At 37.2% G+C, this 19,823-nt stretch carries 23 protein-coding genes; 15 read left to right on the top strand and 8 right to left on the bottom strand.

All coding sequences use genetic code 11. The annotated features are described in order from the left end of the window. Positions 1-235: 235 nt before the first annotated feature. From CJZ72_RS00285 to CJZ72_RS00270, 5 genes are all read right to left on the bottom strand, one after another. Positions 236-1,069: a MerR family transcriptional regulator gene (locus tag CJZ72_RS00285; RefSeq protein ID WP_095443509.1), complete on the bottom strand. Its 834-nt coding sequence runs from the start codon at positions 1,067-1,069 to the stop codon at positions 236-238. A gap of 20 nt (positions 1,070-1,089) precedes the next feature. After that, complete coding sequence (locus CJZ72_RS14635) at positions 1,090-1,443, bottom strand: ABC transporter permease (protein ID WP_232509767.1); 354 nt, start codon at positions 1,441-1,443, stop codon at positions 1,090-1,092. A 35-nt stretch (positions 1,444-1,478) separates the two neighbouring features. Then, positions 1,479-1,829: a hypothetical protein gene (locus CJZ72_RS14630; protein WP_232509766.1), complete on the bottom strand. Its 351-nt coding sequence runs from the start codon at positions 1,827-1,829 to the stop codon at positions 1,479-1,481. Then, positions 1,822-2,544 carry an ABC transporter ATP-binding protein gene (locus CJZ72_RS00275; protein WP_095443508.1) on the bottom strand — a complete coding sequence of 241 codons (723 nt, stop codon included), beginning with the start codon at positions 2,542-2,544 and terminating at the stop codon, positions 1,822-1,824. The genes CJZ72_RS14630 and CJZ72_RS00275 overlap by 8 nt, the downstream gene beginning before the upstream one ends. A 766-nt stretch (positions 2,545-3,310) precedes the next feature. Beyond that, entirely contained in the window at positions 3,311-4,129 is an 819-nt protein-coding gene (locus CJZ72_RS00270; protein ID WP_081134328.1) for a Cof-type HAD-IIB family hydrolase, read from the bottom strand. A gap of 379 nt (positions 4,130-4,508) precedes the next feature. Here CJZ72_RS00270 and CJZ72_RS00265 point away from each other — a divergent pair, with 379 nt between their 5' ends. The 5 genes from CJZ72_RS00265 (at position 4,509) to CJZ72_RS00250 (ending at position 7,965) form a co-directional block, all read left to right on the top strand. After that, on the top strand, positions 4,509-5,048 hold the full coding sequence (locus CJZ72_RS00265) for a hypothetical protein (RefSeq protein ID WP_095443507.1): 540 nt from the start codon (positions 4,509-4,511) through the stop codon (positions 5,046-5,048). 395 nt (positions 5,049-5,443) lie between these two features. Next, positions 5,444-5,575: a hypothetical protein gene (locus tag CJZ72_RS14900; RefSeq protein WP_260608608.1), complete on the top strand. Its 132-nt coding sequence runs from the start codon at positions 5,444-5,446 to the stop codon at positions 5,573-5,575. A gap of 194 nt (positions 5,576-5,769) precedes the next feature. Continuing rightward, positions 5,770-6,225: a hypothetical protein gene (locus CJZ72_RS00260; protein ID WP_081134326.1), complete on the top strand. Its 456-nt coding sequence runs from the start codon at positions 5,770-5,772 to the stop codon at positions 6,223-6,225. 55 nt (positions 6,226-6,280) lie between these two features. Further along, entirely contained in the window at positions 6,281-6,922 is a 642-nt protein-coding gene (locus tag CJZ72_RS00255) for a CPBP family intramembrane glutamic endopeptidase (RefSeq protein WP_081134325.1), read from the top strand. A 167-nt stretch (positions 6,923-7,089) separates the two neighbouring features. Next, entirely contained in the window at positions 7,090-7,965 is an 876-nt protein-coding gene (locus CJZ72_RS00250; protein ID WP_081134324.1) for a helix-turn-helix domain-containing protein, read from the top strand. 243 nt (positions 7,966-8,208) lie between these two features. On the opposite strand, the gene CJZ72_RS00245 is transcribed toward CJZ72_RS00250, so the two are convergent. Continuing rightward, the gene (locus tag CJZ72_RS00245) at positions 8,209-8,967 is read right to left on the bottom strand and encodes a DeoR/GlpR family DNA-binding transcription regulator (protein ID WP_081134323.1); all 759 of its coding nucleotides are present in this window, start codon (positions 8,965-8,967) and stop codon (positions 8,209-8,211) included. A gap of 220 nt (positions 8,968-9,187) precedes the next feature. On the opposite strand from CJZ72_RS00245, the gene CJZ72_RS00240 reads away from it, so the two are divergent. The 6 genes from CJZ72_RS00240 to CJZ72_RS00215 all read left to right on the top strand — a co-directional run bounded on the left by CJZ72_RS00240 (position 9,188) and on the right by CJZ72_RS00215 (position 14,740). After that, the gene (locus tag CJZ72_RS00240; protein WP_081134322.1) at positions 9,188-9,499 is read left to right on the top strand and encodes a PTS lactose/cellobiose transporter subunit IIA; all 312 of its coding nucleotides are present in this window, start codon (positions 9,188-9,190) and stop codon (positions 9,497-9,499) included. 13 nt (positions 9,500-9,512) lie between these two features. After that, the gene (locus CJZ72_RS00235) at positions 9,513-11,186 is read left to right on the top strand and encodes a PTS transporter subunit EIIC (RefSeq protein WP_081134321.1); all 1,674 of its coding nucleotides are present in this window, start codon (positions 9,513-9,515) and stop codon (positions 11,184-11,186) included. Then, positions 11,179-12,585 carry a 6-phospho-beta-galactosidase gene (lacG, locus tag CJZ72_RS00230; protein WP_095443506.1) on the top strand — a complete coding sequence of 469 codons (1,407 nt, stop codon included), beginning with the start codon at positions 11,179-11,181 and terminating at the stop codon, positions 12,583-12,585. Before CJZ72_RS00235 ends, lacG begins: the two co-directional genes overlap by 8 nt. A gap of 23 nt (positions 12,586-12,608) precedes the next feature. Then, on the top strand, positions 12,609-13,034 hold the full coding sequence (gene lacA, locus CJZ72_RS00225; protein WP_081134319.1) for a galactose-6-phosphate isomerase subunit LacA: 426 nt from the start codon (positions 12,609-12,611) through the stop codon (positions 13,032-13,034). A 17-nt stretch (positions 13,035-13,051) separates the two neighbouring features. Continuing rightward, positions 13,052-13,567: a galactose-6-phosphate isomerase subunit LacB gene (gene lacB / locus CJZ72_RS00220; protein ID WP_095443505.1), complete on the top strand. Its 516-nt coding sequence runs from the start codon at positions 13,052-13,054 to the stop codon at positions 13,565-13,567. Between the two features lie 189 nt (positions 13,568-13,756). After that, entirely contained in the window at positions 13,757-14,740 is a 984-nt protein-coding gene (locus tag CJZ72_RS00215) for a tagatose 1,6-diphosphate aldolase (protein ID WP_198324543.1), read from the top strand. A 193-nt stretch (positions 14,741-14,933) separates the two neighbouring features. Here CJZ72_RS00215 and CJZ72_RS00210 read toward each other — a convergent pair whose 3' ends face one another. Together CJZ72_RS00210 and CJZ72_RS00205 are read right to left on the bottom strand one after the other, a co-directional pair. Next, entirely contained in the window at positions 14,934-15,260 is a 327-nt protein-coding gene (locus tag CJZ72_RS00210) for an AzlD domain-containing protein (RefSeq protein ID WP_081134316.1), read from the bottom strand. Next, complete coding sequence (locus CJZ72_RS00205; protein ID WP_081134315.1) at positions 15,247-15,954, bottom strand: AzlC family ABC transporter permease; 708 nt, start codon at positions 15,952-15,954, stop codon at positions 15,247-15,249. The genes CJZ72_RS00210 and CJZ72_RS00205 overlap by 14 nt, the downstream gene beginning before the upstream one ends. A 225-nt stretch (positions 15,955-16,179) precedes the next feature. Here CJZ72_RS00205 and CJZ72_RS00200 point away from each other — a divergent pair, with 225 nt between their 5' ends. The 4 genes from CJZ72_RS00200 (at position 16,180) to CJZ72_RS00185 (ending at position 19,813) form a co-directional block, all read left to right on the top strand. Then, entirely contained in the window at positions 16,180-17,064 is an 885-nt protein-coding gene (locus CJZ72_RS00200) for a LysR family transcriptional regulator (protein ID WP_095443504.1), read from the top strand. Positions 17,065-17,168: 104 nt separating this feature from the next. Continuing rightward, complete coding sequence (locus CJZ72_RS00195; protein ID WP_095443503.1) at positions 17,169-17,684, top strand: flavodoxin; 516 nt, start codon at positions 17,169-17,171, stop codon at positions 17,682-17,684. Between the two features lie 320 nt (positions 17,685-18,004). Continuing rightward, the gene (locus CJZ72_RS00190; protein WP_081134312.1) at positions 18,005-18,916 is read left to right on the top strand and encodes an ABC transporter permease; all 912 of its coding nucleotides are present in this window, start codon (positions 18,005-18,007) and stop codon (positions 18,914-18,916) included. 15 nt (positions 18,917-18,931) lie between these two features. Continuing rightward, on the top strand, positions 18,932-19,813 hold the full coding sequence (locus CJZ72_RS00185) for a carbohydrate ABC transporter permease (protein WP_081134311.1): 882 nt from the start codon (positions 18,932-18,934) through the stop codon (positions 19,811-19,813). Positions 19,814-19,823: the final 10 nt, after the last annotated feature.

Genomic DNA, 19,823 nt, shown 5'->3' with positions numbered 1-19,823 from the left:
GGACAAAAGTAAGAAACACTTTCGTCTCATACTTTAAAAACGAATAAACGGCGGGAGCAGAAGCAACTCCTTCTTAAATAAGCCGAAATTCACAAAAATTTGAAAAGCAATTTTCGTTAATTTCTTCTTATTTCTCGGAGTTGAACACTTCTGTCCCAGCCTCCTCGTTTGAGATTATAGGCAAGGTGATCAAGGTAATGGGTTTAGAAATGTTCATATAATGAAGAAGAGAATTTTATAAAGTTGCTTTTTTAACTGGAATTTGGATTTCTGTTAACCAGTCGGATTCGCTTTCTTTATTCCAAATACCATCAATATAATTTTCACGAAATGCGTCGATGATTTCATACCCATTTGCTTCTGCAAATCGCATAGCAGCAGCGTAGGCGTTTGGGAGTGTTTGATAAGGTCCTTTATGCATCGTGCAGATTGCTTCAGGAACTTCGGTGATCGTTTTGAAGGTGAGTCCATCAGCACTCTCATTCATTTGCGTAACAGCTTCACAAATTTCGACATCGATTGCTTCTTCTTTGTATTCATTATCATGGTAGATCGTAAAACAGTATTCTGGAATCGCACAGACACAGCCCGCTTTTTCCATTCTCATCCCCATCTCAGGCATGATAGTAAAAAGCGCATTATGCTTGGGAATGATTGTCCGTGTTGATGCCACGATCACTTCAGGAAGCTGCTTGACTACCATGTGGTAATTGGTTTCTTCTTGCTGCATGTAGCCTTCAATCTGCGAAAGTATAGTCATCCGTTCGGCAATCTCCGCTAATAATTGTTGCTTTTTTCGCTGCAAGATACGCTGTTCGCTTTCTCCATCTTGTACACGTTTGAGTTCTTCGATACTATAGCCGATATTTCGTAAGGCCATTATGCGATGTAGTGGGGCTAATTGACTCGAAGTATAATAGCGGTAGCCATTATCGGGATCAATGAAGCGGGGGTGTAAGAGCCCCACTTCATCGTAGTAACGTAATGTTTTGATCGTGATTTGATTCATTTTAGAAAACATTCCGATGCGATAAAGATTTTCTTCGATTTTTTCGTGTTCTTGTACCATAATGATCCTCCTAGTAGTGTTTATTCCCAACGGAAGAATTTAGCGGCTAAACCAAATCCTAGAATGGTGATGCAGAGTAATAGAATGACAATGAATTGTGGGTTTCCGACTGATTGTCCTAAACTGACACTTTTCAATAATTTTATTCCTTGAGTCAATGGTAGAAACGTAGCTACTTTCTGTATGCCATCTGGAAAGAGTTCAAATGGAATCACTGCTCCTGATAGAAAAAGCATGGGAAAATAAACCGCGCTACATACTAAATTAGCAATTTTGATATTTTTACATAAGCTAGCGATTAATAATCCTAAACTGTACATGGCACTCATGACTAAAAAATAACTGGCGATCAAAATGCCCCAGTTTCCTTGCATGTGGTAGTCAAGAAAAACAATTGAGACAAAGATGATCAGTATAGCTGAATGATAGATGTGATAGCAGCAACGACCATTTGTGCAGCAATCAAGTGTACAGGAGAAGCTGGAGTGACAAAAAAGTGTTTCAAAATCTTTTTATCACGGTAATCACAGATCGTTAAAGGAATGCCCATGAAAGCAGTAGCGCAGATACCGACAACTAATAGGGCGCTAAAGCTACTGTCCAAAAAAGTATAAGAAGCATTGCCAGCTTGGTTGTTACCAGCGATCATGGTCGTCAAGAGTAACACGCCAAGAGGCATCGCGATACCAAAAAGAATACCGTCAATGGAACGAATGGCTAATCGTCCTTCGATCTTCGCTAAACGAATCACTTTAGTCATGGTCTTCCTCCTTTACATACCAGAGATAGGCATCTTCCAAATTATTCTGCGCACTTTCCGTCAATAATTGTGTCACGGTGCCTTCCACGATGATTTGCCCTGCTTTGATTAGGCAGATGCGGTTGCACAGAAGTTCTGCTTCTTCCATATAGTGAGTGGTTAAAAAAATAGTTAAATTCGTCTCTTTCAGGCGAAGTAACGTCTGCCAAACACTTCTCCGTGCTTCAGTATCTAATCCAGCCGTCAATTCATCTAAAAAAATGATTTCAGGATCTGGGATCAGTGCTAAAACGATGGATAATTTTTGTTTTTCGCCACCAGAAAGTTTTTCAACGAACTGCTTCTCAAATTTCTCTAATTTGAAGAGCTGTAACAGTTCGTAGTAATCCCGTGGCTGTTCATACAAACCCGAGATTTCATCACACAATTCGCCTACCTTGATATTCGTTTGATAACTGGAGGATTGAAGTTGGACCCCAACCTTTTCAAATAATTTTCGACGAGATTTTCGAGGATCTTGACCAAGTATGTGGGTAGAACCGTGGTCAGGTTGCTTGATACCTAGGATGGTTTCAATAGTGGTTGTTTTCCCAGCGCCATTTGGACCTAATAAACCGAATACTTCTCCTTTATAGACTGCTAAAGATAAATGGTCAATGATCTTTCTGCCGCCAAGAGTCATTGTTAAATCTTTGGCCTCAATCACTTTATTCATGCTGATCCGCTCCTTTCATTAACAGAATATTATCTCCTGTTAAGGGAGAGTCAACAGATAACCAATCATTCTCTGGAATCATCAGTCAATAATTGAAGAAACACTTGCAGAGAGTGTTTCAAATATAGGTTTATATCTTTTTTACTGAGAAATACTTTCTTTATTTATAATAGCAAAACTTGATGGATTGCTCTTTAAATAAGAAAAGTTTTTTGATTGCTTTGGCGACCTGCACCTTTAGAAAGGCACAAAGTTCCTTAATGATAAAAGTAAATTATTCGATTTTTTCATAGCTATCTATGAATAGCAGAAACTAGAGTCATCATTGTTGAAAACCTGCGCTTTAAGCAAAAAATTTACGGGTGATCTTTAAACTTTGAAGAGAAGAAAGAGGAGCAGATCAACATCAAAAAAATATAGATGTAAGAATCAGTGATCTAGATTTCTTAGAGCTAGAAAGAGGAATACAAAGAAAGATACATGGCTGTTACTGTATTGAATAACAACAGTTTTAGATGTGAGGAGCTGTTCGAAGAGGATACTAAATTGAATGGATGTATCATTATGTTTATAAATGAAAAAAAGCGAGAGCGAACAACCACCGAATAATCGTATAAATATCGGACTTGAGTCAGAAGCTCCTAATTTATACGATTATTTTCGGATAGTAACACTTGAGAATTTGTATGGAACAGAGTGATTTTTGAAACATGATTTTTTCTTATAAGTCTTCTAACTACCCTAACTATACTAACTATCCAGTGATTTACATCAGAGGAAACAGTCGATCTAAGGTCACGAGAACGCCATCTTGGTCGTTTGAAGGACAAACTTCGTCTGCTACTGCTTTCACAGCATCTGGAGCATTATCCATGGCATAACCTCGCCCACAATAAGCTAGCATCTCTAAATCATTTCCACCATCACCAAAGGCAACACATTGTTCGGGTGTAATCCCCCAACGTTGCACTAATTTTTCTAATCCAGCAGCTTTATGGCAACCTGGGACAATCAAGTCTACAGATCCATGACCACTACTAGTAGGAACGAGTGATCCGGCTAATTTTTCTCGGAATAAGTCGCAATAATACTCTGTTTTTTCTACGGGAACAGTGGGGGCAAATTTTAGAATCTGATCTTCGACTTGAGAAAAATCATCTACCCATGTCAATTTATGATAATAAATGTTGGTTAACTCAAAAAACTCTTTACTTACAGTCCCTCGCTCGCAATAAGCGCTGTTACGGCCACACATCACATTTTGTATTTCTGGGTTGTTTTTACACAGTTCGAGTACAGATTGAATGGATTCTTTAGGGATATCGGCGGAAAAGATAAATGTATCTTTATCTTTGACTAAAGCACCATTCTCGGCAACAAAACTCATCTCGTTATGGTGATCGGGAAAAAGAGAACGCAATTGGTAATACTGATTGCCACTTGCCACAACAAATGCACAGCCGACCTCTTTCATTCTAGAAAAAATGGCATTAAATCTGTGGATGTCATAAGTATAATCACTTCTAGCAAATGTTCCGTCCATATCTACAGCAACTAACTTGATATTGTGGGGATTCATATTCATTTTATACACTCCAGTCTTTTTATCAGATACTTGATAGATAATTGTAACGCTTCCATTAAATATTCTAACATGTATATACAAATCTGACTATATTTTTCCAAAAATGATTAAATAAGATTGTGACGAATCGAATAGTGTATGCTATGTTATCTTTCATTTAGGAGTAAAATCCTACATTTTGAGAAAAAAGAAAAAATAAAGAAACTTTTTTAGGTATAATAAAGTGTATGGAGATGTGTTCTGCTAGAAAAAGTGTGGTGCCTTATGCGGGAAATGAACCTAATCGCAAAATATCTAGTGGATCGTGCACTGGAGTTTCACATGGCTTCTGATGACTATTCTCAGGAGTAAGGCTTGTCGAAGAAAGGAGAGAGTATCTTTGAATGAACATGTCAAAAATAGAATAGAATCATTTCGTTCACTTATTGAGGGGCTTGAGCATGAACAACTAACTGCTGATAGTTGTAGTCAGCTATTTATTGCTATTGGGGAGCTTCGGGGTCATATCAACGGCAGAGAGATCAAACCATTTATCCATCTCATCATCTCATTACTTCAACAAGATGGAGTCGTTTTTTTCAAAAAAGACCATTTAGTGTATACGAACAAACAAGCAAGCTGTTTTTCAAAATATGCCAATGGAGATGAATTTGCTGTTTATCGAGCTAGATTTGATGATCGAATCTTTGACTTACATACGATTGCGTCATTGTTACTGACTTATAGCAATCTTTTACCAAACTCATTCACGCACCCATTTATCTTAGAAATACCCCACATGATTTTTAAAAAGCACGTAATTTTAGATAAAACTAAGATCGATTACGAAGAATTGCGATTTAAACATCTTGCACATATGAAAACTGCATTGAATGACATGATTGGTGAACATACTATCTTTACCAGACAGACAATTTAAAATCAAACATCATCAAAGCCAACGTTGATACAACAAAGTAATCTTTTTATCCATAACAATCCTTATTGGTCCTAGTGAAAGACAAGGAGTCGATTAAAAAAGCGACAGGACATCTTGTAAGACAGATGTTCATCGCTTTTTTAGTATGTACAAAAATAGAGAAATCTGTTTTTTCAAGTTATTGTAAAAGACCATTACTAAATTTAGGGGATCATTAAACTAAGAAACTGTTTGATGATTCAGTACTATACATAAAATGGGATATCAATTAGGAATTTTTTTGTTAACAATGGTTTACTTTTACATTAAGAGGTCTGACATATAGGACTAAAAAAGAATACGATAAACTCCCCATCTATAATAGACAAATAATTGAATGATTGAAGGAGTAGTCAATGAAGGATAGTAAAAAAATCTTATCACTTGTTTGTTTAGTATTGTTTTGGGTTTTTGGTGTAATAGGATTTGTCACGAGAACACAGGCAACGACAATCGAGGGATACGATACATTGAATGGAAGTGATTAGTAATGATGGGCAGGTTGCATATACTGAGGATGGTGAGGAATGGCGCTTTGATAGACAGTGGTATGCTTAAAATGAAACAAAAAAAGTAGCGGATCTCATTCATCATGAATTGGTGAAAGAATCAGAAACGATTGAATCAACAAGTGAAGTAATCGAATCTGTGCCTTCTACCTCAAATAATAAGGCAGATATATATGGTGGAGGATACATCTTCAAGTACAAGTACTTTGTTTTCCGAAAAAACAAGTGTACCTACTCAAATAAGTACTGAAAAAAGAAAAGGTGGAACAAGCAATAAATTAGTAGAATCTAGCTCAGCTAAAGCAGATGAGGCTGGGACAGAAGTAAAAGAGGAACCTCAGAATCATAAGAGTAATGAATCTGCACCAAAAGTTTCACAAAAAGAGGACAATTTGTCTACGTTGACTGAAGGAGAAAATACGGGAAATGATGTCTCTATAGAAAAAGAAACAATTGATTCAACTATAAAAACCACTTCGAGTAGTTCAACAGTGCAAATGCTTCGAAAGGAACTGCCTAAAACAGGAGAAAATAGGAAACGATCTGCAGTGATGAAATGGATAGGTTTATTCCTATTACTAGGAGGGCTGGGTGGTGTTCGTCTAAATAAAAGTTTCTATTACAATTAGTAAGTAAAAGGTATAAAATATGGTTTAATTAGAGCAACAGAAAGGAGAATGTAAAATGAAAGAATTGATGACGAAGAAAATGAACAAAATAGGTATTCTTATAGCTATCCTTGGCTTAACGATCGGGTATGCTATCTTAACAATAGGCGTACCTATCATCGAGAGTGTTTCACTAGCAGCTGGAGGATTTATAGGATTATATAGTCTTTTTGGAATGGAAGGCTTGAAAGCGGGGTTCAAGAAACCCAAAAAAGGAATAGTTACTTTTCTAGTTAGCTATGTTTGTGCGGTTGTTTTAAGTTTAGTAATGTCGTCTGTTGTAAAAAATATCTTACACGCGTCAACTGCAGCCAATGAAGTTACAGATCACTTATCCGCGACCTTCATCATTGAAACCTTGCCCATGCTACTAGGAGAAGAACTTTTGGCAATCGTTATCTTAGTTATTGTGGCAAACTTACTTGGTGGGACGAGTAAAGCAATAGTAGCTGGGATTCTTGTTTCTTCTGTGATATTCGGATTATTGCATTTACCGACTTATCAATGGAATCTGTTGCAATGCCTTTTAATCATTGGTGTAGGAAGGATTCCTTTTACAGTGGCAACTTTAAAGAGTGATTCGATATGGGCTGGTTATTTTGTCCATGTTGCATATGATTGGATAGCATTCATTGTTATTCTACTTTCAATGAAATGATTTTTTGACCACAGATCAATTGATAATTTTAGCAAGAAAACCAGTTTTTTAAGGAAGAGTAGTGATAGAAAAGCCAAACGATCAAGGAATTTGACTACTGTGTGTTACAATTGGGAGCAATCTTTGATTTAGCTAGACGAGCCCACTTATAAGAACGGAGGAATTCTATGAATTTTGGTCCAAAGATCAGAGAAATTCGAATAAGTAAAGGATACTCCCAAAAAGCAATCTATCAGGACATCATCTCTAAATCGTATGCTATAGAATTTGAAAAAGGCAAACATAGTATAGCGACGACCCTTTTGATTGAGATATTAGATCGTTTGTCAATGGATATAGATGAGTTTCTGTTTATAGACAAGGGATATCTTTTAAATGATTATTCTGCTTACATCTATAAACTATCCAAGTATTCTAATACACATGATCTAAAATCTTTGTATGAACTTTTAAAAAAATATGCTGATAAAACTAGAGTGATTGATCAGTTACGATTTGCAGAAATAAGATGTCGTATACAAGCAATCGAGAATTTTAATCGAACAGGGAGGTTTGATGGTTCAGCAACAATCGAAGAAGATCGCGAAACGATTCAAAACTATCTAGTGGAAATTGAAACCTGGACATTAAGAGAGATCCAGTTTTTTGGAAATACGATTGAGTTTTTGGATTTTGAGCAACATTTTCCTTTATTTCGTAACCTATCCAAATCTTTTCCTTTGTATGTTGAATACGACAAGGGCCGAGAGATATTTTGTGCGATGCTAGTAAACGTAATTACTCAAGCTATCCGCCATGGCTATTTTGATTATGCAGAAGTCTTGATCTATCAATTACACCTACTTAGTTCAGACTATAAAGAATTTTTCCATCGATTATTAACAAAATATTTTGACAATATCTTATCCTTAAAAAGGAATAGCAGGGATGGCCAAGCCATTGAGAATTGTAAAATAATCTTAGACTTGCTTATGGAACTTGGGCATTCTTCGATTGTTGGTGAACTTAAAGCGTTGAGTACGGATGTTGTAGTTTCTAAATGAGAGGCACATTTGTAAAAAAATAGCTGTTAGTCCAAAGCGTAATACGTTGGACTAACAGCTATTTTTTTAGAGAAAATCCAGAGAAACTGGCGTATGTTTCTCTTGGATCGGTTAGAATCAGGAATTAAATTAATAAGGGAGTAACGCTTAGCTAGCGATGCTTCGCGTTGTATTTTCACCCTACATAGGTAAATGCTAGAATAGACTATTCAAGACTACACTAAAAACATCAAATAATTGAACTTATTTCGTCAAGATAGATACATATTTGTTAAACTCTTTTCTCTTGTCTTTTGTTATCCCAGTATCAGTGATTACATGATCTACTTTATGAATTGGATAAAAGCCATAAAAGTCTTTTTTATCAAATTTATGATGGTCTGCTACAAGATATTTTTCTTTCGCACTATCCAGAGCATAGCGTTGGGTTACTCCTTCATCTTCATTAGAAGTATAGGCAGCCGTTGTATCTAGCCCGTTGACACCGATAAAACTTTTTTCGACATGGATACTAGAAATAAAATCATTGGCAATGGTACCGACGAATGCGCCTGTTTTGTTGCGATAGGAACCACCAATCAAGATGATCTCGAATCGAGGATCATTTTTGAATTTATCAAACACATGGATGGAGTTTGTGATGATTTTTGCCTGTTCGATCGTCAGGTGATCGTAGACCAATTCAATTGTTGTGCCTGGCCCTAAAAAAACCGTTTCTCCTTCCTTGATATTTTCAGCAATCAGGCGTGCAACCTCTGATTTTTCGGCAAAATGGATGTCCTTTTTTTCTCGATGACTTAGCTCTGGTAAAGAGGGAGAGGTACCAATCAATTTAGCACCACCGTGGACGCGGATGATCAAACCTCTGTCTTCTAATTCTTGGAGGTCTCTGCGGATCGTCATATCAGTTACTTTCAATTCTTGGACTACATCAGTTACTCGGACGATGCCTTTTTTAGTTAATTGTTCCAACAGATAGTTTTGTCGCTCTTCTTTTATCATGCTTGGCTCCCTAAAAATAGAATATTTTTAAATTTTTATTGTTTGAAATAAACATAAAACAATAACATTGGGATGTCAATTCATTTCTTTTTATCGAAAAAAATCTATTGACACTACGAATATTCTCGTTTATGCTTTGTTCGGTAAGAACAAAATCAAACATATACGAACATTTTTAGTTGATTTTTGTTTTTATAAAAATAGAATTGGAGGAAGAAAGATGGACAAAGAAACTGTGGCGATGATTGGTTTTGAAGTAGTCGCTTTTGCGGGTGAGGCAAGATCAAAATTACTTAGCGCTCTAGTAGAAGCAGAAAAACAAAATTTTGAAAAAGCTGAGATGTTAGTTACAGAAGCAAATGAAAGTTTAATGGAAGCACATAGCTCTCAAACAAAAATGTTAGCCATAGAAGCAAGCGGTGAATCTGTTGAGTTGGGATTCATCATGGTTCATGCGCAAGACCATTTGATGACTACGTTGCTTTTGAAAGATATCCTACAGCATCTATTTAATATTTATAAGAAAGCGTAGAGGAGTTGCTACTATGAAAGCTATGATCGATCGCATTGAAAAAATGAAACCGCTTTTTGAGAAAATTTCGAATAACTCGTATCTAAGAGCTATTAGAGATGGATTTATCAGCTTGATCCCAGTCATCCTTTTTTCAAGTTTCTTTTTGCTAGTTGCTTATGTCCCGAATGCATTTGATATTTATTGGGACTCTGGTATCGAAACGATTTTAATGAAGGCCTATAACGGATCGATGGGTATTCTTGGTATCCTGATGTCTGCTACAGTAACTAAAAGTTTGACGGAAAATTTCAATTCAAAATTACCTAAAATGAATCAAATCAATAGTACTTCCACTATGACAGCTGCATTTATCGGATTCATGATCATTGGGGTCGCCCCGTTAGATGGTGGCTTTGCCTCTGATTATATGGGTACCAAAGGACTGATGACTGCTTTTATTGTTGGATTTGTCGTTCCTATCATCTATCGCTTTTGTGTAGTGAAGAATCTTAAAGTAAAGATGCCGGAAGAAGTACCTGGGAATATTTCGCAAACATTCAAGGACTTGATCCCAATCACTCTGACCACCGTATTTTTCTGGGTGTTTGATTTAGGATTTCGTCAATATGTTGGACTAGGTTTTTCAGAAAAGTTAATTGAGGTTTTCCAGCCGATTTTTACAGCTGCAGATGGCTATTTAGGTTTGGGCCTCATTTTTGGAGCAATGGCATTCTTCTGGTTCATTGGCATCCATGGGCCGTCAATTGTAGAACCTGCTGTAGCAGCAATTTACATAACAAACGTGGAAATGAATTTTCAATTCTACCAAAATGGCGAACATGCGCCAAAGATCTTATCACAGGGCTTGCAATACTTTGTGGCTACATTGGGAGGTACAGGAGCAACGCTTGTGATCACTCTCATGTTTGCTTTTCTTGCTAAATCAAAACAGTTGAAGACGATGGGACGAGCCTCAGCAGTGCCAGTATTATTCGGAGTCAATGAACCGATACTGTTTGGTGCTCCTCTTGTATTGAATCCCATCTTTTTTCTGCCATTTATTTTGGCACCTATAGCGAACGTCTGGATTTTTAAATTTTTTGTTGAAGTGTTAGGGATGAATAGTTTCATTTACAATCTCCCTTGGACGACACCAGGCCCGATTGGGTTGATCTTAGGCACAGGTTTTGCCGGCTTAGCGATTGGGTTGATGTTTGTATTGTTAGCAGTTGACTTTATTCTTTATTTTCCTTTTTTTAAAGCATATGACAGCGAGTTGCTCGCAAAAGAGACCGCAAATAATGAGGAAGAACAATCAACAACAATTCTGGAGGATAAAAATTTTGCTATAGAATCTGTTAAAGACCGCCACTCTAAAACAAATGTATTGGTCTTATGTGCAAACGGAGCAACAAGTTCAATGTTGGCGAATGCAATCAATAAAGGAGCGAAAGAAACAAATATCACTGTACATGGGACTGCGATGGCTTATGGACAACACAAAGATCAGATCGATGCATTCGATTTGATTATTTTAGCACCGCAAATGGCTGCGATGCTTGATGAATTGCGAGGTGATGCCGCCAATCATAAAGTACACACAGTATCGACTACAGGATTAGAATATATCAATTTGGCAAAATCTCCCATAGAAGCTGTTGGTTTTGTATTCAAACAGATTGAGGAAGGGAGCAACAATGCATAAATTCTCGGAAGACTTTGTTTTTGGTGCAGCAACAGCCGCCTATCAGGCAGAAGGTGGAATCGATGAAGGCAATAGAGGCGAAAACTATTGGGATAACTATTTAAAAGAAAGTGGCAGCTACGATCCAAGTGCCGCAAGTGATTTTTACCATCAATATGAGAATGATCTCCGTTTAAGTCAACAATTTGGGATCAATGGGATTCGGATCTCCATTGCTTGGTCGAGGATTTTCCCAACAGGATCGGGGGAAATCGATCCTAGCGGTGTGCTGTTTTATCATCAAGTGCTCGATGCTTGCATAAAAAATGGAATCGTTCCATTCGTGACTTTGCATCATTTTGATACACCTAAAAAACAGTTTGAAAAAGGGGATTGGCTTTCTTCAGAGATGATTGATGATTATGTTGCTTTTGCGTCATTTTGTTTTACAGAATATGGCGATAAAGTAACCCACTGGATCACGATCAATGAACCATGGTCTGTCGTTGCAGGTCAATATATCATTGGCCATTTCCCGCCAAATCTCAAATATCAGGTAGGAAAAGCAGTTCAAGCAATGCACAACATGATGGTCGCTCATGCAAGAGTGGTGAAAATCTATAAGAATGGGTATCCAAAAGGAGAAATCGGTATTGTTCATATTTTAGAATCAAAATACAGTCTCACAACTAGCAAAGAAGATAAGGAAGCAGCCGAAAGGGAACACGTCCTAGCCAATCAATTTTTATTGGATGGTACATTTAAAGGCAAGTATTCGGAAGAAACGATCCGGGTCATCCATAGTATCCTTCAAAAAAATGGTGCAGAACTTTTCATAACGGAAAAAGACCTAGCGGATTTAGAAGAAGCAGCAGGACTGATTGATTTTTTAGGAGTCAACTACTATGCAAGTCATTTTTTAAAAAGCTATGATGGGGAGTCGAAAATCCAACATAATGGCACTGGAAAAAAAGGAAGTAGTGTCTTCGCGCTATCTGGTATAGGAGAGAGAGTCACCAATCCCAATATACCAACCACAGATTGGGACTGGCCGATTTTCCCCCAAGGTTTGGAGGAGATGTTGGTGTACATCAAAAAAAATTACTCCAATTATAAAAAAATCTATGTGACTGAAAATGGGTTGGGAAATAAGGATACTTTAATCAATGGAACAGTGACAGATGATGATCGAATTGCTTATATCAAGGTCCACCTTTCTGCAATTTTAAGAGCCATGGATCAGGGAGTAAAAATCAAAGGTTATTTCGTTTGGTCATTGTTTGATCTATTTTCTTGGACCAATGGCTATACAAAGCGATATGGACTGTTTTATGTAGATTTTGACACACAGCAACGCTTTCCAAAGAAAAGCGCTTATTGGTATAAAAAAATAAGTGAAGAGAAAAAATTAGAGGGATAACGAAATAGAAAGAGAGGAAATTGATGAAAGTAGTGATTGGTTCAGATAGCGAGGGAATGGTCTTAAAAGAATGGTTGAAGATGAAGCTTACCCAATCTGGTGTTGAAATAGAAGATAAGAGCATATCCTCTGGAGATTTTGTAGATGTGACATTAGCTGTCGTAAAAAGTTTGAAGAGGGATAAAAATAGTCTGGGAATCGTGATCGATGGATTTGGTGTGGGGAGTTTTATGGTAGCGGCTAAAGTAAAAGGGATGATTGCGGCCGAAGTATCAGATGAACGAAGTGCTTACATGACTAGAGAGCATAATGATGCACGCTTGATCACTTTAGGTACAAATATCGTTGGTCAAGAATTGGCTCTGGCCATTGCGAACGCATTTTTGAATGCTCCATACAGAGGCGGTCGACATCAGATACGAGTAGACATGTTAAATGAAATGGGATAACCGGAAAGGATCGAATCATGAAAATCGTTATAGGTTGTGATCATATTGTGACAGATACAAAAATAGCAATCGCAGATTTTTTGAAAACAAAAGGGCATGAAGTAACCGATGTGGGCACATACGGATTTACGCGGACACATTATCCAATCTATGGGAAAAAGATCGGGGAGGTAGTAGCACAAGGAAAAGCGGATTTTGGTATCTGTTTGTGCGGTACAGGTGTTGGGATAACAAATGCAGTGAATAAGGTCCCAGGGGTCAGAGGTGCATTGGTGCGAGATATGACAAGTGCGTTATTTGCAAGAGAACGATTAAATGCAAATGTACTTGGATTTGGTGGGAAGATCACTGGTGAATTACTGATCTGTGATATCATCGAAGCCTTTATCCAAGCAAAATACCAAGAAACTGAAACTAACCGCCAACTTATCAACAAAATCAGCCAGTGCGAAACAGTCAACCAACATCAGTTCAAACCTGACTTTTTTGAATGTTTTTTGAAGAAGTGGCAAGAAGGAGAATATGATGATTAGAAAGATAGACTACAATACAAGACAACTGGTACACACATGAACTATCAAGGTAGATACATACTTTCTGGTCAAATTTGTTCAGGATACGGACACAATGAAGGCAAGAAGTCAGTCGAAATTCGAGTAGTCAACATCTAAATCATTTCGACAAACAAAGAGTAAATATCAAAATTCAATGGGGAGAAAGTGATGGACTTGGTGCATGAAAAAAGAAAACGATTAGAGAAACTATGTAATAAAGAATCTATTTTTTCTGCTTTAGCAATTGACCAACGAGGTGCATTAAAAAAGATGATTGCCGAGATAAAAGGGGAGCCGGCAAGTGAGGATGAAGTTGCAGTATTTAAATCGATTGTCTCATCACAATTGACAAAGGACGTTTCTGCTATTTTATTGGACCCTGAATATGGGCTACCTGCAGCGATGAATAAAGAAAAAAGTACTGGTTTGCTTCTTGCGTATGAAAAAACAGGCTATGATTCGGATAAATCAGAAAGGATGCCTGATCTTTTACCAACATGGTCTGCAAAAAGGCTAAAAGCGGCTGGTGCGGATGCGTGTAAATTTCTACTTTACTATGATATAGATGGCTCACCAGAAGCCAATGAGAAAAAACAGGCATTTGTTGAAAGGATCGGGTCCGAGTGCCAAACAGAACAGCTGCCCTTTTTTCTAGAATTATTGTCGTATGATGAAACGAGTGAGGATAATCAATCAAAAGAATACGCTCGAAAGAATCCCCATAAAGTAATCAGGATGATGGAAAAATTTTCAGAACCTGGTTTTAAAGTGGATGTTCTAAAGGTAGAAGTGCCAGTCAATCTGTCTTATGTAGAGGGATTTGGACATCGAGATTTTGCTTACACAAAAGACGAAGCACAGCAGTATTTTAGGGAGCAATCGCAAAGTACGTCATTACCATTTGTTTTTTTGAGTGCTGGTGTGACAACCGAACGATTTTATGAAACGCTCCATTTTGCAAAAGAAGCGGGGTCCTTATTCAATGGTGTACTGTGTGGAAGAGCGACTTGGAGCGAAGGGGTCAAAGTCTTTGTCACGCAAGGAGAAGCAGCAGCCATAAATTGGATGAAAGCTGAAGGACGGAAAAAAATTGAAGCATTGAATGCAGTTCTTGAAGAAACAGCAACGCCGATGTACAGTCGATTCAAATAGATTGAAAAAGTTGATCAAGCCAATTCAATGAAAAGCCGGATCATCTAAACGAGTTTACACTTCGTATAAGATGATCCAGTCTATTTTTTGAAAACTAGCTTTGCATCACTATTTTTTTTGCTCAACTTTTTTTAAGCAAATCAACTTATCTTACCTCGAGTTTAGCTATCTAGAAGTCCGTATAATCGGTGACTCAAACATATAGTCGAATGATTGCAAGCGAAATGATCCCGATGATCACGATTACGAGCAGGCTTTTAGAAAGTATCGCAGCGAGGATCGTAGGGACAGAAGCAAGTAGATTTTCCATATTTATTTGAGGTAAATGACCTAAATCTTGGATAAAGAGACTATTGAACCATAATGCAGACATGATCACAATAGGAACAAAACCCAAATATTCCAACAATGGAGCAGGTAAGTCAAATTTTTTTAATAAGGCAAAAGGAACAGCTCTTGATAACCAAGTAGCAATTCCACAGCCGACAATCGTCAGTAATGTAAAATCAAAAGAAGGCATGTTTAATTATCACTCCAAATCCGCAACCAAGTAAGGTCACAATTACTATCAATAAATTACTTGGAATAACGATCAAACCAAGATAAACGAGAATCAATGTAAACAAAATAACTAATAATTGCAGTAAGCGATGAAGGGAACGGTCACTGATGACTTGTAGATAGAGTAGGCCAATAAACATCGCAACGATTGCAAAGTCTAGTCCATATTTATTTGGATCAGTAATCAGATTACCAATGACTGAACCGACAAATGTAGAGATTACCCAAGTGAGATATGCTATCCAGTTTGCAGTATTCATCCATGAAAAATTCAATTTTCCACCTGTATGATTCAATTTATTCATTCCTAAAGCAAAACTTTCGTCTGTTAACAAAGTACCAAGAAACAGATTTTTAGCAAGTGATTCTTTTTTAAAGAAAGGCGCCAAAGTCATACTCATCAAGATCATGCGCGCATTTACTAAAAAAGTTGAAAAAATAATCGACAGGATCGGGCTGTGAGAAACTAGCATGGTGACAGTAATGAATTGTGCAGACCCTGCGTAGATCAGCAAAGACATGAGGGTTACGACAAAAGGTGAAAAACCCGCTGCCTTTCCGACGATACCAAAAGCAATACCGATTCCAATGTAGCCGAAAACTGTAGGTAGAGTATCAGTAATGGCTGTACGTTGATTAAGGTTACCATTCAAATTGTTTTTCTCCTTTCAAATAAATAATTGTTATTACTATATTCTTGTAAGATAGGGTAAGTCAACCATAATTTGTCTTTTTTTAGGGACAACAATGAAAAAAATAGTGGAAAATTCAGTGTAAGTTACTATGTGATGACGCAAAAAACATTGACTTAGAGTATACTCTAATTAGTAGGCTTAAACGAGGACAATAAGAGAGAAAATGAGTCATGGAGGGGACAAATGGAAATTCGTTTATTGAAATATTTTTATACGATTGCGCAGGAGGAAACAATTTCGCAAGCAGCGGAAGTTCTGCATCTCACGCAGCCAACATTGAGTCGGCAATTACGAGAACTAGAAGAAGAATTAGGAACAGAATTATTTATTCGTGAAAAACGCAAGATGGTCTTAACTGAGGCGGGGCGCTTTTTAAAGGATCGTGCAGAAGAAATATTGGATTTGACAGAACAGACACAGCGCGAATTCAAAAATCGGAAACATCAATTATTCAGTGGTCATTTCTCGATTGGGTGCGTTGAAGCAGATAATTCGGATACTTTAGCTATGATGCTAGAAGAACTTCTCAGCGACTATCCCGAAGTCCATTTCGATCTGTATAGTGGAACTGGGGATGAGATAACTGATCGTTTAGATAAGGGATTATTGGATTTAGCGATTTTTCTTGAGCCGGTTTCAACAGAAAAATATGAAACGATTGTTTTGCCAAGAAAAGAAAAATGGGGTCTTTTAGTTTCAACAGATTCTTTTTTAGCGCAAAAAGAAGAACTCACAAAAGATGAACTACAAGGCGTACCATTACTCATTTCCAAGAGACCGGAAGTTCAAGACTTATTAAGTCGCTTTATGGAAAAAGATGTAACAGATTTAACGATCATCGGTACGTTTAATTTGATTTTCAACATCTTCTCATTAGTTGAAAATAATGTTGGTTCAGCATTTGTGATCGAAGGTGCCATCACTGGCCGTAAGGTAGATACGTTAAAATTTCTGCCTTTGTCACCAACGATTGAAACAAATTGCGTACTTGTATGGAAAAGGAAACGCTCCCTTTCGCCAGTTGTAAAGGAATTGATCCACCGTTTCAGTACTGCGTTTTCAAATTGAAAAATACTCACATCTATGCTTAGTAAGCATGTATATTTCGATAGCTAGGTATTATACATTTTTAGTTTCCACCAGTAGAATGAAAAACGAGAGAAGGTGGAAGAATGGCCGCTATCGTTTATTTTTCAAGAGCAGAAGAGAACTTGATCAATGGTACCTATCAGTTGCTTACTAAAGGGAACACCCAGATAGTAGCTGAGAAAATCGCACTAAAAGTGAATGGGCAAATCTATGGAGTAGAAACGATCGATCCTTACCCAAGTAGCTATCCAGAGGCAGTAGCAAAGGCAAAACTAGAAAAAGAAAAAAGCATATTGCCTCACATCCAAGCAATCCCATCTGGTATTCTCACAGAATCCATCATATTTTTAGGCTATCCGAATTGGTGGGGCTGTTATCCGCAAGCAGTCGCGAGTTTCTTAGCTACTACGTCAACCAAGAAGAAGATAATCTATCCTTTTTGTACACATGAAGGTTCTTCATTCGGCCATAGTCTGGATCAACTCCGTCAAGCATGTCCTGAAGCAATAATCAAAACAGGCTTAGCCATTCGCGGTTCTCGTGTCAGCAAAGCAGACCAGGCAATTGACAATTGGCTAAAGTATGTTTATTTTCAATAAAGATCGACTGAACTGTTCAAAAAAATCGATGGAACCGTAAAGTAAAAAGACACTTTTTTTGTAGTTATTTAAATTATAAAAAAGGCGTCTTTTTTCTACTTTTGTAAGTGAAACGTTTCGATAGTTATCTTTAAATAAGCGAATAATCGTCAACTTTCAGTAAAAATTACAATAATTTATATAAAAATAAATTAAGATATAATCCTTTTAATTTGCCGTTATTTAAGCAAAAAACCTTTTTGTAAGGGTTTACAAACAAAAGGCAAAAGCTTATAATCATTTTTGTAGAAACGTTTCACTAAAAAGAAAGGAAAACGTGTATGAAGAAACTTAAAAAGTTTTATGACCAGCGGCAACTACATTGGATGGTACTTCCAGGTGTAGCATTTATGATTGTCTTTAACTATATTCCGATTTATGGCATCATTATTGCTTTTAAGAATTATACGATCGTTGATACGATGTCATCGGCTCCTTGGGTCGGTCTGGATAACTTTAAAATCATTATGGAAGATAGTTTTTTCTGGGAAGCTGTTCGTAACACACTGGCAATTAGTTTAATGAAATTATTACTTGGGTTTGCTATTCCTATCATTTTAGCAATAATGATTTTTGAAATGCAAGACGGACGGCTGAAAAAAGTTATCCAAACGGTTTCTTACATTCCTCACTTTTTTTCTTGGATCGTATTGGGAGGTATGATGATCTCCTGGCTTTCCACTAACGGTTTTATCAATCAGGTACTGATGGCTTTGGGATTGATGGATCAAGGAGTCAATCATTTACTTGACCCTGATAAATATTGGTGGATCGCTGTACTTTCAGATATTTGGAAGGAAGTTGGATGGGGAACAATTTTGTACTTAGCGGGAATGTCACGGATTGATCCAACTTTTTATGAAGCAGCTAGAATCGACGGGGCTTCAAAACTTACACAAATTCGAACCATCACTCTTCCTTTATTGACACCCATAATCTCTTTGAATCTGATTTTGAATGTCAGTGGTTTACTGGGGTCGAACTTAGATCAAACACTCGTATTGATGAATGCTCAAAATCAAAATAAATCAGAAGTAATCAACTCCTTTGTCTATCGTATGGGGTTGACTCAAGGAAATTTTTCTTACGCAACAGCAGTTGGTTTAGGAATATCTGTTATCTCGATTATATTGTTGATCCTCACTGATCGAATGACAAGAAAAATGAATAATGGCAGATCAGTCATTTTATAAGGAGGGAGTTAACTATTGATAAGAAGAAAAACACAGGAAAATAAATGGTTCTATGTTTTTAACACATTGATCTTGGTGCTATTTTCATTATTGATTATTGTGCCCATCTGGAATATTCTTGTTTCTTCGGTTTCTTCTAGTTCAGGTTTGGCAAGTGAAGGACTAGTTCTATGGCCCAAAGGATTTACGATCGAAAATTATCGAAAGGTACTTTCAGATAGTAGTATCCCAAGAGCTTTCCTGATATCCGTTTTAAAGACAGTCATTGGCGCAGCTACACATACCTTGTTTTGCGCAGTAGTGGCTTATGGTTTAAGTAAATCACGTCTTTTAGGACGGAACATCTATACAACGATGGGTGTAATCACTATGTATTTTGGAGGTGGAATGATCCCTACTTATTTATTGATCAAATCACTTGGTTTACTGGATTCTTTTTGGGTCTATATTATTCCTGCTTTATTCAGCTATTACGATGTGGTGATCTTAATGAACTTTTTCCGAGAAATCCCACCTTCATTAGAAGAATCAGCCAAAATTGATGGAGCTAGTGAATTTCAAATATTCTACAAAATATTTTTACCATTAACGAAACCGGCTTTGGCGACAATTATTTTGTTCAATGGTGTTGGCCAATGGAACGATTTTATGACAACTAAATTATACATTACGAAAGAGTATCTTTATCCTCTGCAAATGAAAATCTATGAAATCATTGTTCAGTCAAATCTAAGCACGATGACGGAAAGCGGAAGTACGGATGTTGTCGTCCAAGCAACAACTCGGGGCGTTCAATTAGCGACTATTGTCATTACTACGATCCCGATTTTGGTCATTTACCCTTTATTACAAAAACACTTTATCGGCGGCATGATGGCTGGCGCGGTAAAAGAATAAAAGAAAGTAG

Source organism: Enterococcus durans (assembly GCF_002277935.1).
GTDB lineage: Bacteria > Bacillota > Bacilli > Lactobacillales > Enterococcaceae > Enterococcus_B > Enterococcus_B durans.
The sequence above is the reverse complement of the archived record's forward strand: the minus strand, read 5'-3'. Positions and strand labels throughout refer to the sequence as shown.

Excerpts from the sequence above, each read along its gene's own strand:
- CJZ72_RS00285 (WP_095443509.1), bottom strand. The coding sequence starts at position 1,069 with ATGGTACAAGAACACGAAAAAATCGAAGAAAATCTTTATCGCATCGGA.
- CJZ72_RS14635 (WP_232509767.1), bottom strand. The coding sequence starts at position 1,443 with ATGCAAGGAAACTGGGGCATTTTGATCGCCAGTTATTTTTTAGTCATG.
- CJZ72_RS14630 (WP_232509766.1), bottom strand. The coding sequence starts at position 1,829 with ATGACTAAAGTGATTCGTTTAGCGAAGATCGAAGGACGATTAGCCATT.
- CJZ72_RS00275 (WP_095443508.1), bottom strand. The coding sequence starts at position 2,544 with ATGAATAAAGTGATTGAGGCCAAAGATTTAACAATGACTCTTGGCGGC.
- CJZ72_RS00270 (WP_081134328.1), bottom strand. The coding sequence starts at position 4,129 with ATGAATATGAATCCCCACAATATCAAGTTAGTTGCTGTAGATATGGAC.
- CJZ72_RS14900 (WP_260608608.1), top strand. The coding sequence starts at position 5,444 with ATGAAGGATAGTAAAAAAATCTTATCACTTGTTTGTTTAGTATTGTTT.
- CJZ72_RS00260 (WP_081134326.1), top strand. The coding sequence starts at position 5,770 with ATGGTGGAGGATACATCTTCAAGTACAAGTACTTTGTTTTCCGAAAAA.
- CJZ72_RS00255 (WP_081134325.1), top strand. The coding sequence starts at position 6,281 with ATGAAAGAATTGATGACGAAGAAAATGAACAAAATAGGTATTCTTATA.
- CJZ72_RS00250 (WP_081134324.1), top strand. The coding sequence starts at position 7,090 with ATGAATTTTGGTCCAAAGATCAGAGAAATTCGAATAAGTAAAGGATAC.
- CJZ72_RS00245 (WP_081134323.1), bottom strand. The coding sequence starts at position 8,967 with ATGATAAAAGAAGAGCGACAAAACTATCTGTTGGAACAATTAACTAAA.
- CJZ72_RS00240 (WP_081134322.1), top strand. The coding sequence starts at position 9,188 with ATGGACAAAGAAACTGTGGCGATGATTGGTTTTGAAGTAGTCGCTTTT.
- CJZ72_RS00235 (WP_081134321.1), top strand. The coding sequence starts at position 9,513 with ATGAAAGCTATGATCGATCGCATTGAAAAAATGAAACCGCTTTTTGAG.
- lacG (WP_095443506.1), top strand. The coding sequence starts at position 11,179 with ATGCATAAATTCTCGGAAGACTTTGTTTTTGGTGCAGCAACAGCCGCC.
- lacA (WP_081134319.1), top strand. The coding sequence starts at position 12,609 with ATGAAAGTAGTGATTGGTTCAGATAGCGAGGGAATGGTCTTAAAAGAA.
- lacB (WP_095443505.1), top strand. The coding sequence starts at position 13,052 with ATGAAAATCGTTATAGGTTGTGATCATATTGTGACAGATACAAAAATA.
- CJZ72_RS00215 (WP_198324543.1), top strand. The coding sequence starts at position 13,757 with ATGGACTTGGTGCATGAAAAAAGAAAACGATTAGAGAAACTATGTAAT.
- CJZ72_RS00210 (WP_081134316.1), bottom strand. The coding sequence starts at position 15,260 with ATGCCTTCTTTTGATTTTACATTACTGACGATTGTCGGCTGTGGAATT.
- CJZ72_RS00200 (WP_095443504.1), top strand. The coding sequence starts at position 16,180 with ATGGAAATTCGTTTATTGAAATATTTTTATACGATTGCGCAGGAGGAA.
- CJZ72_RS00195 (WP_095443503.1), top strand. The coding sequence starts at position 17,169 with ATGGCCGCTATCGTTTATTTTTCAAGAGCAGAAGAGAACTTGATCAAT.
- CJZ72_RS00190 (WP_081134312.1), top strand. The coding sequence starts at position 18,005 with ATGAAGAAACTTAAAAAGTTTTATGACCAGCGGCAACTACATTGGATG.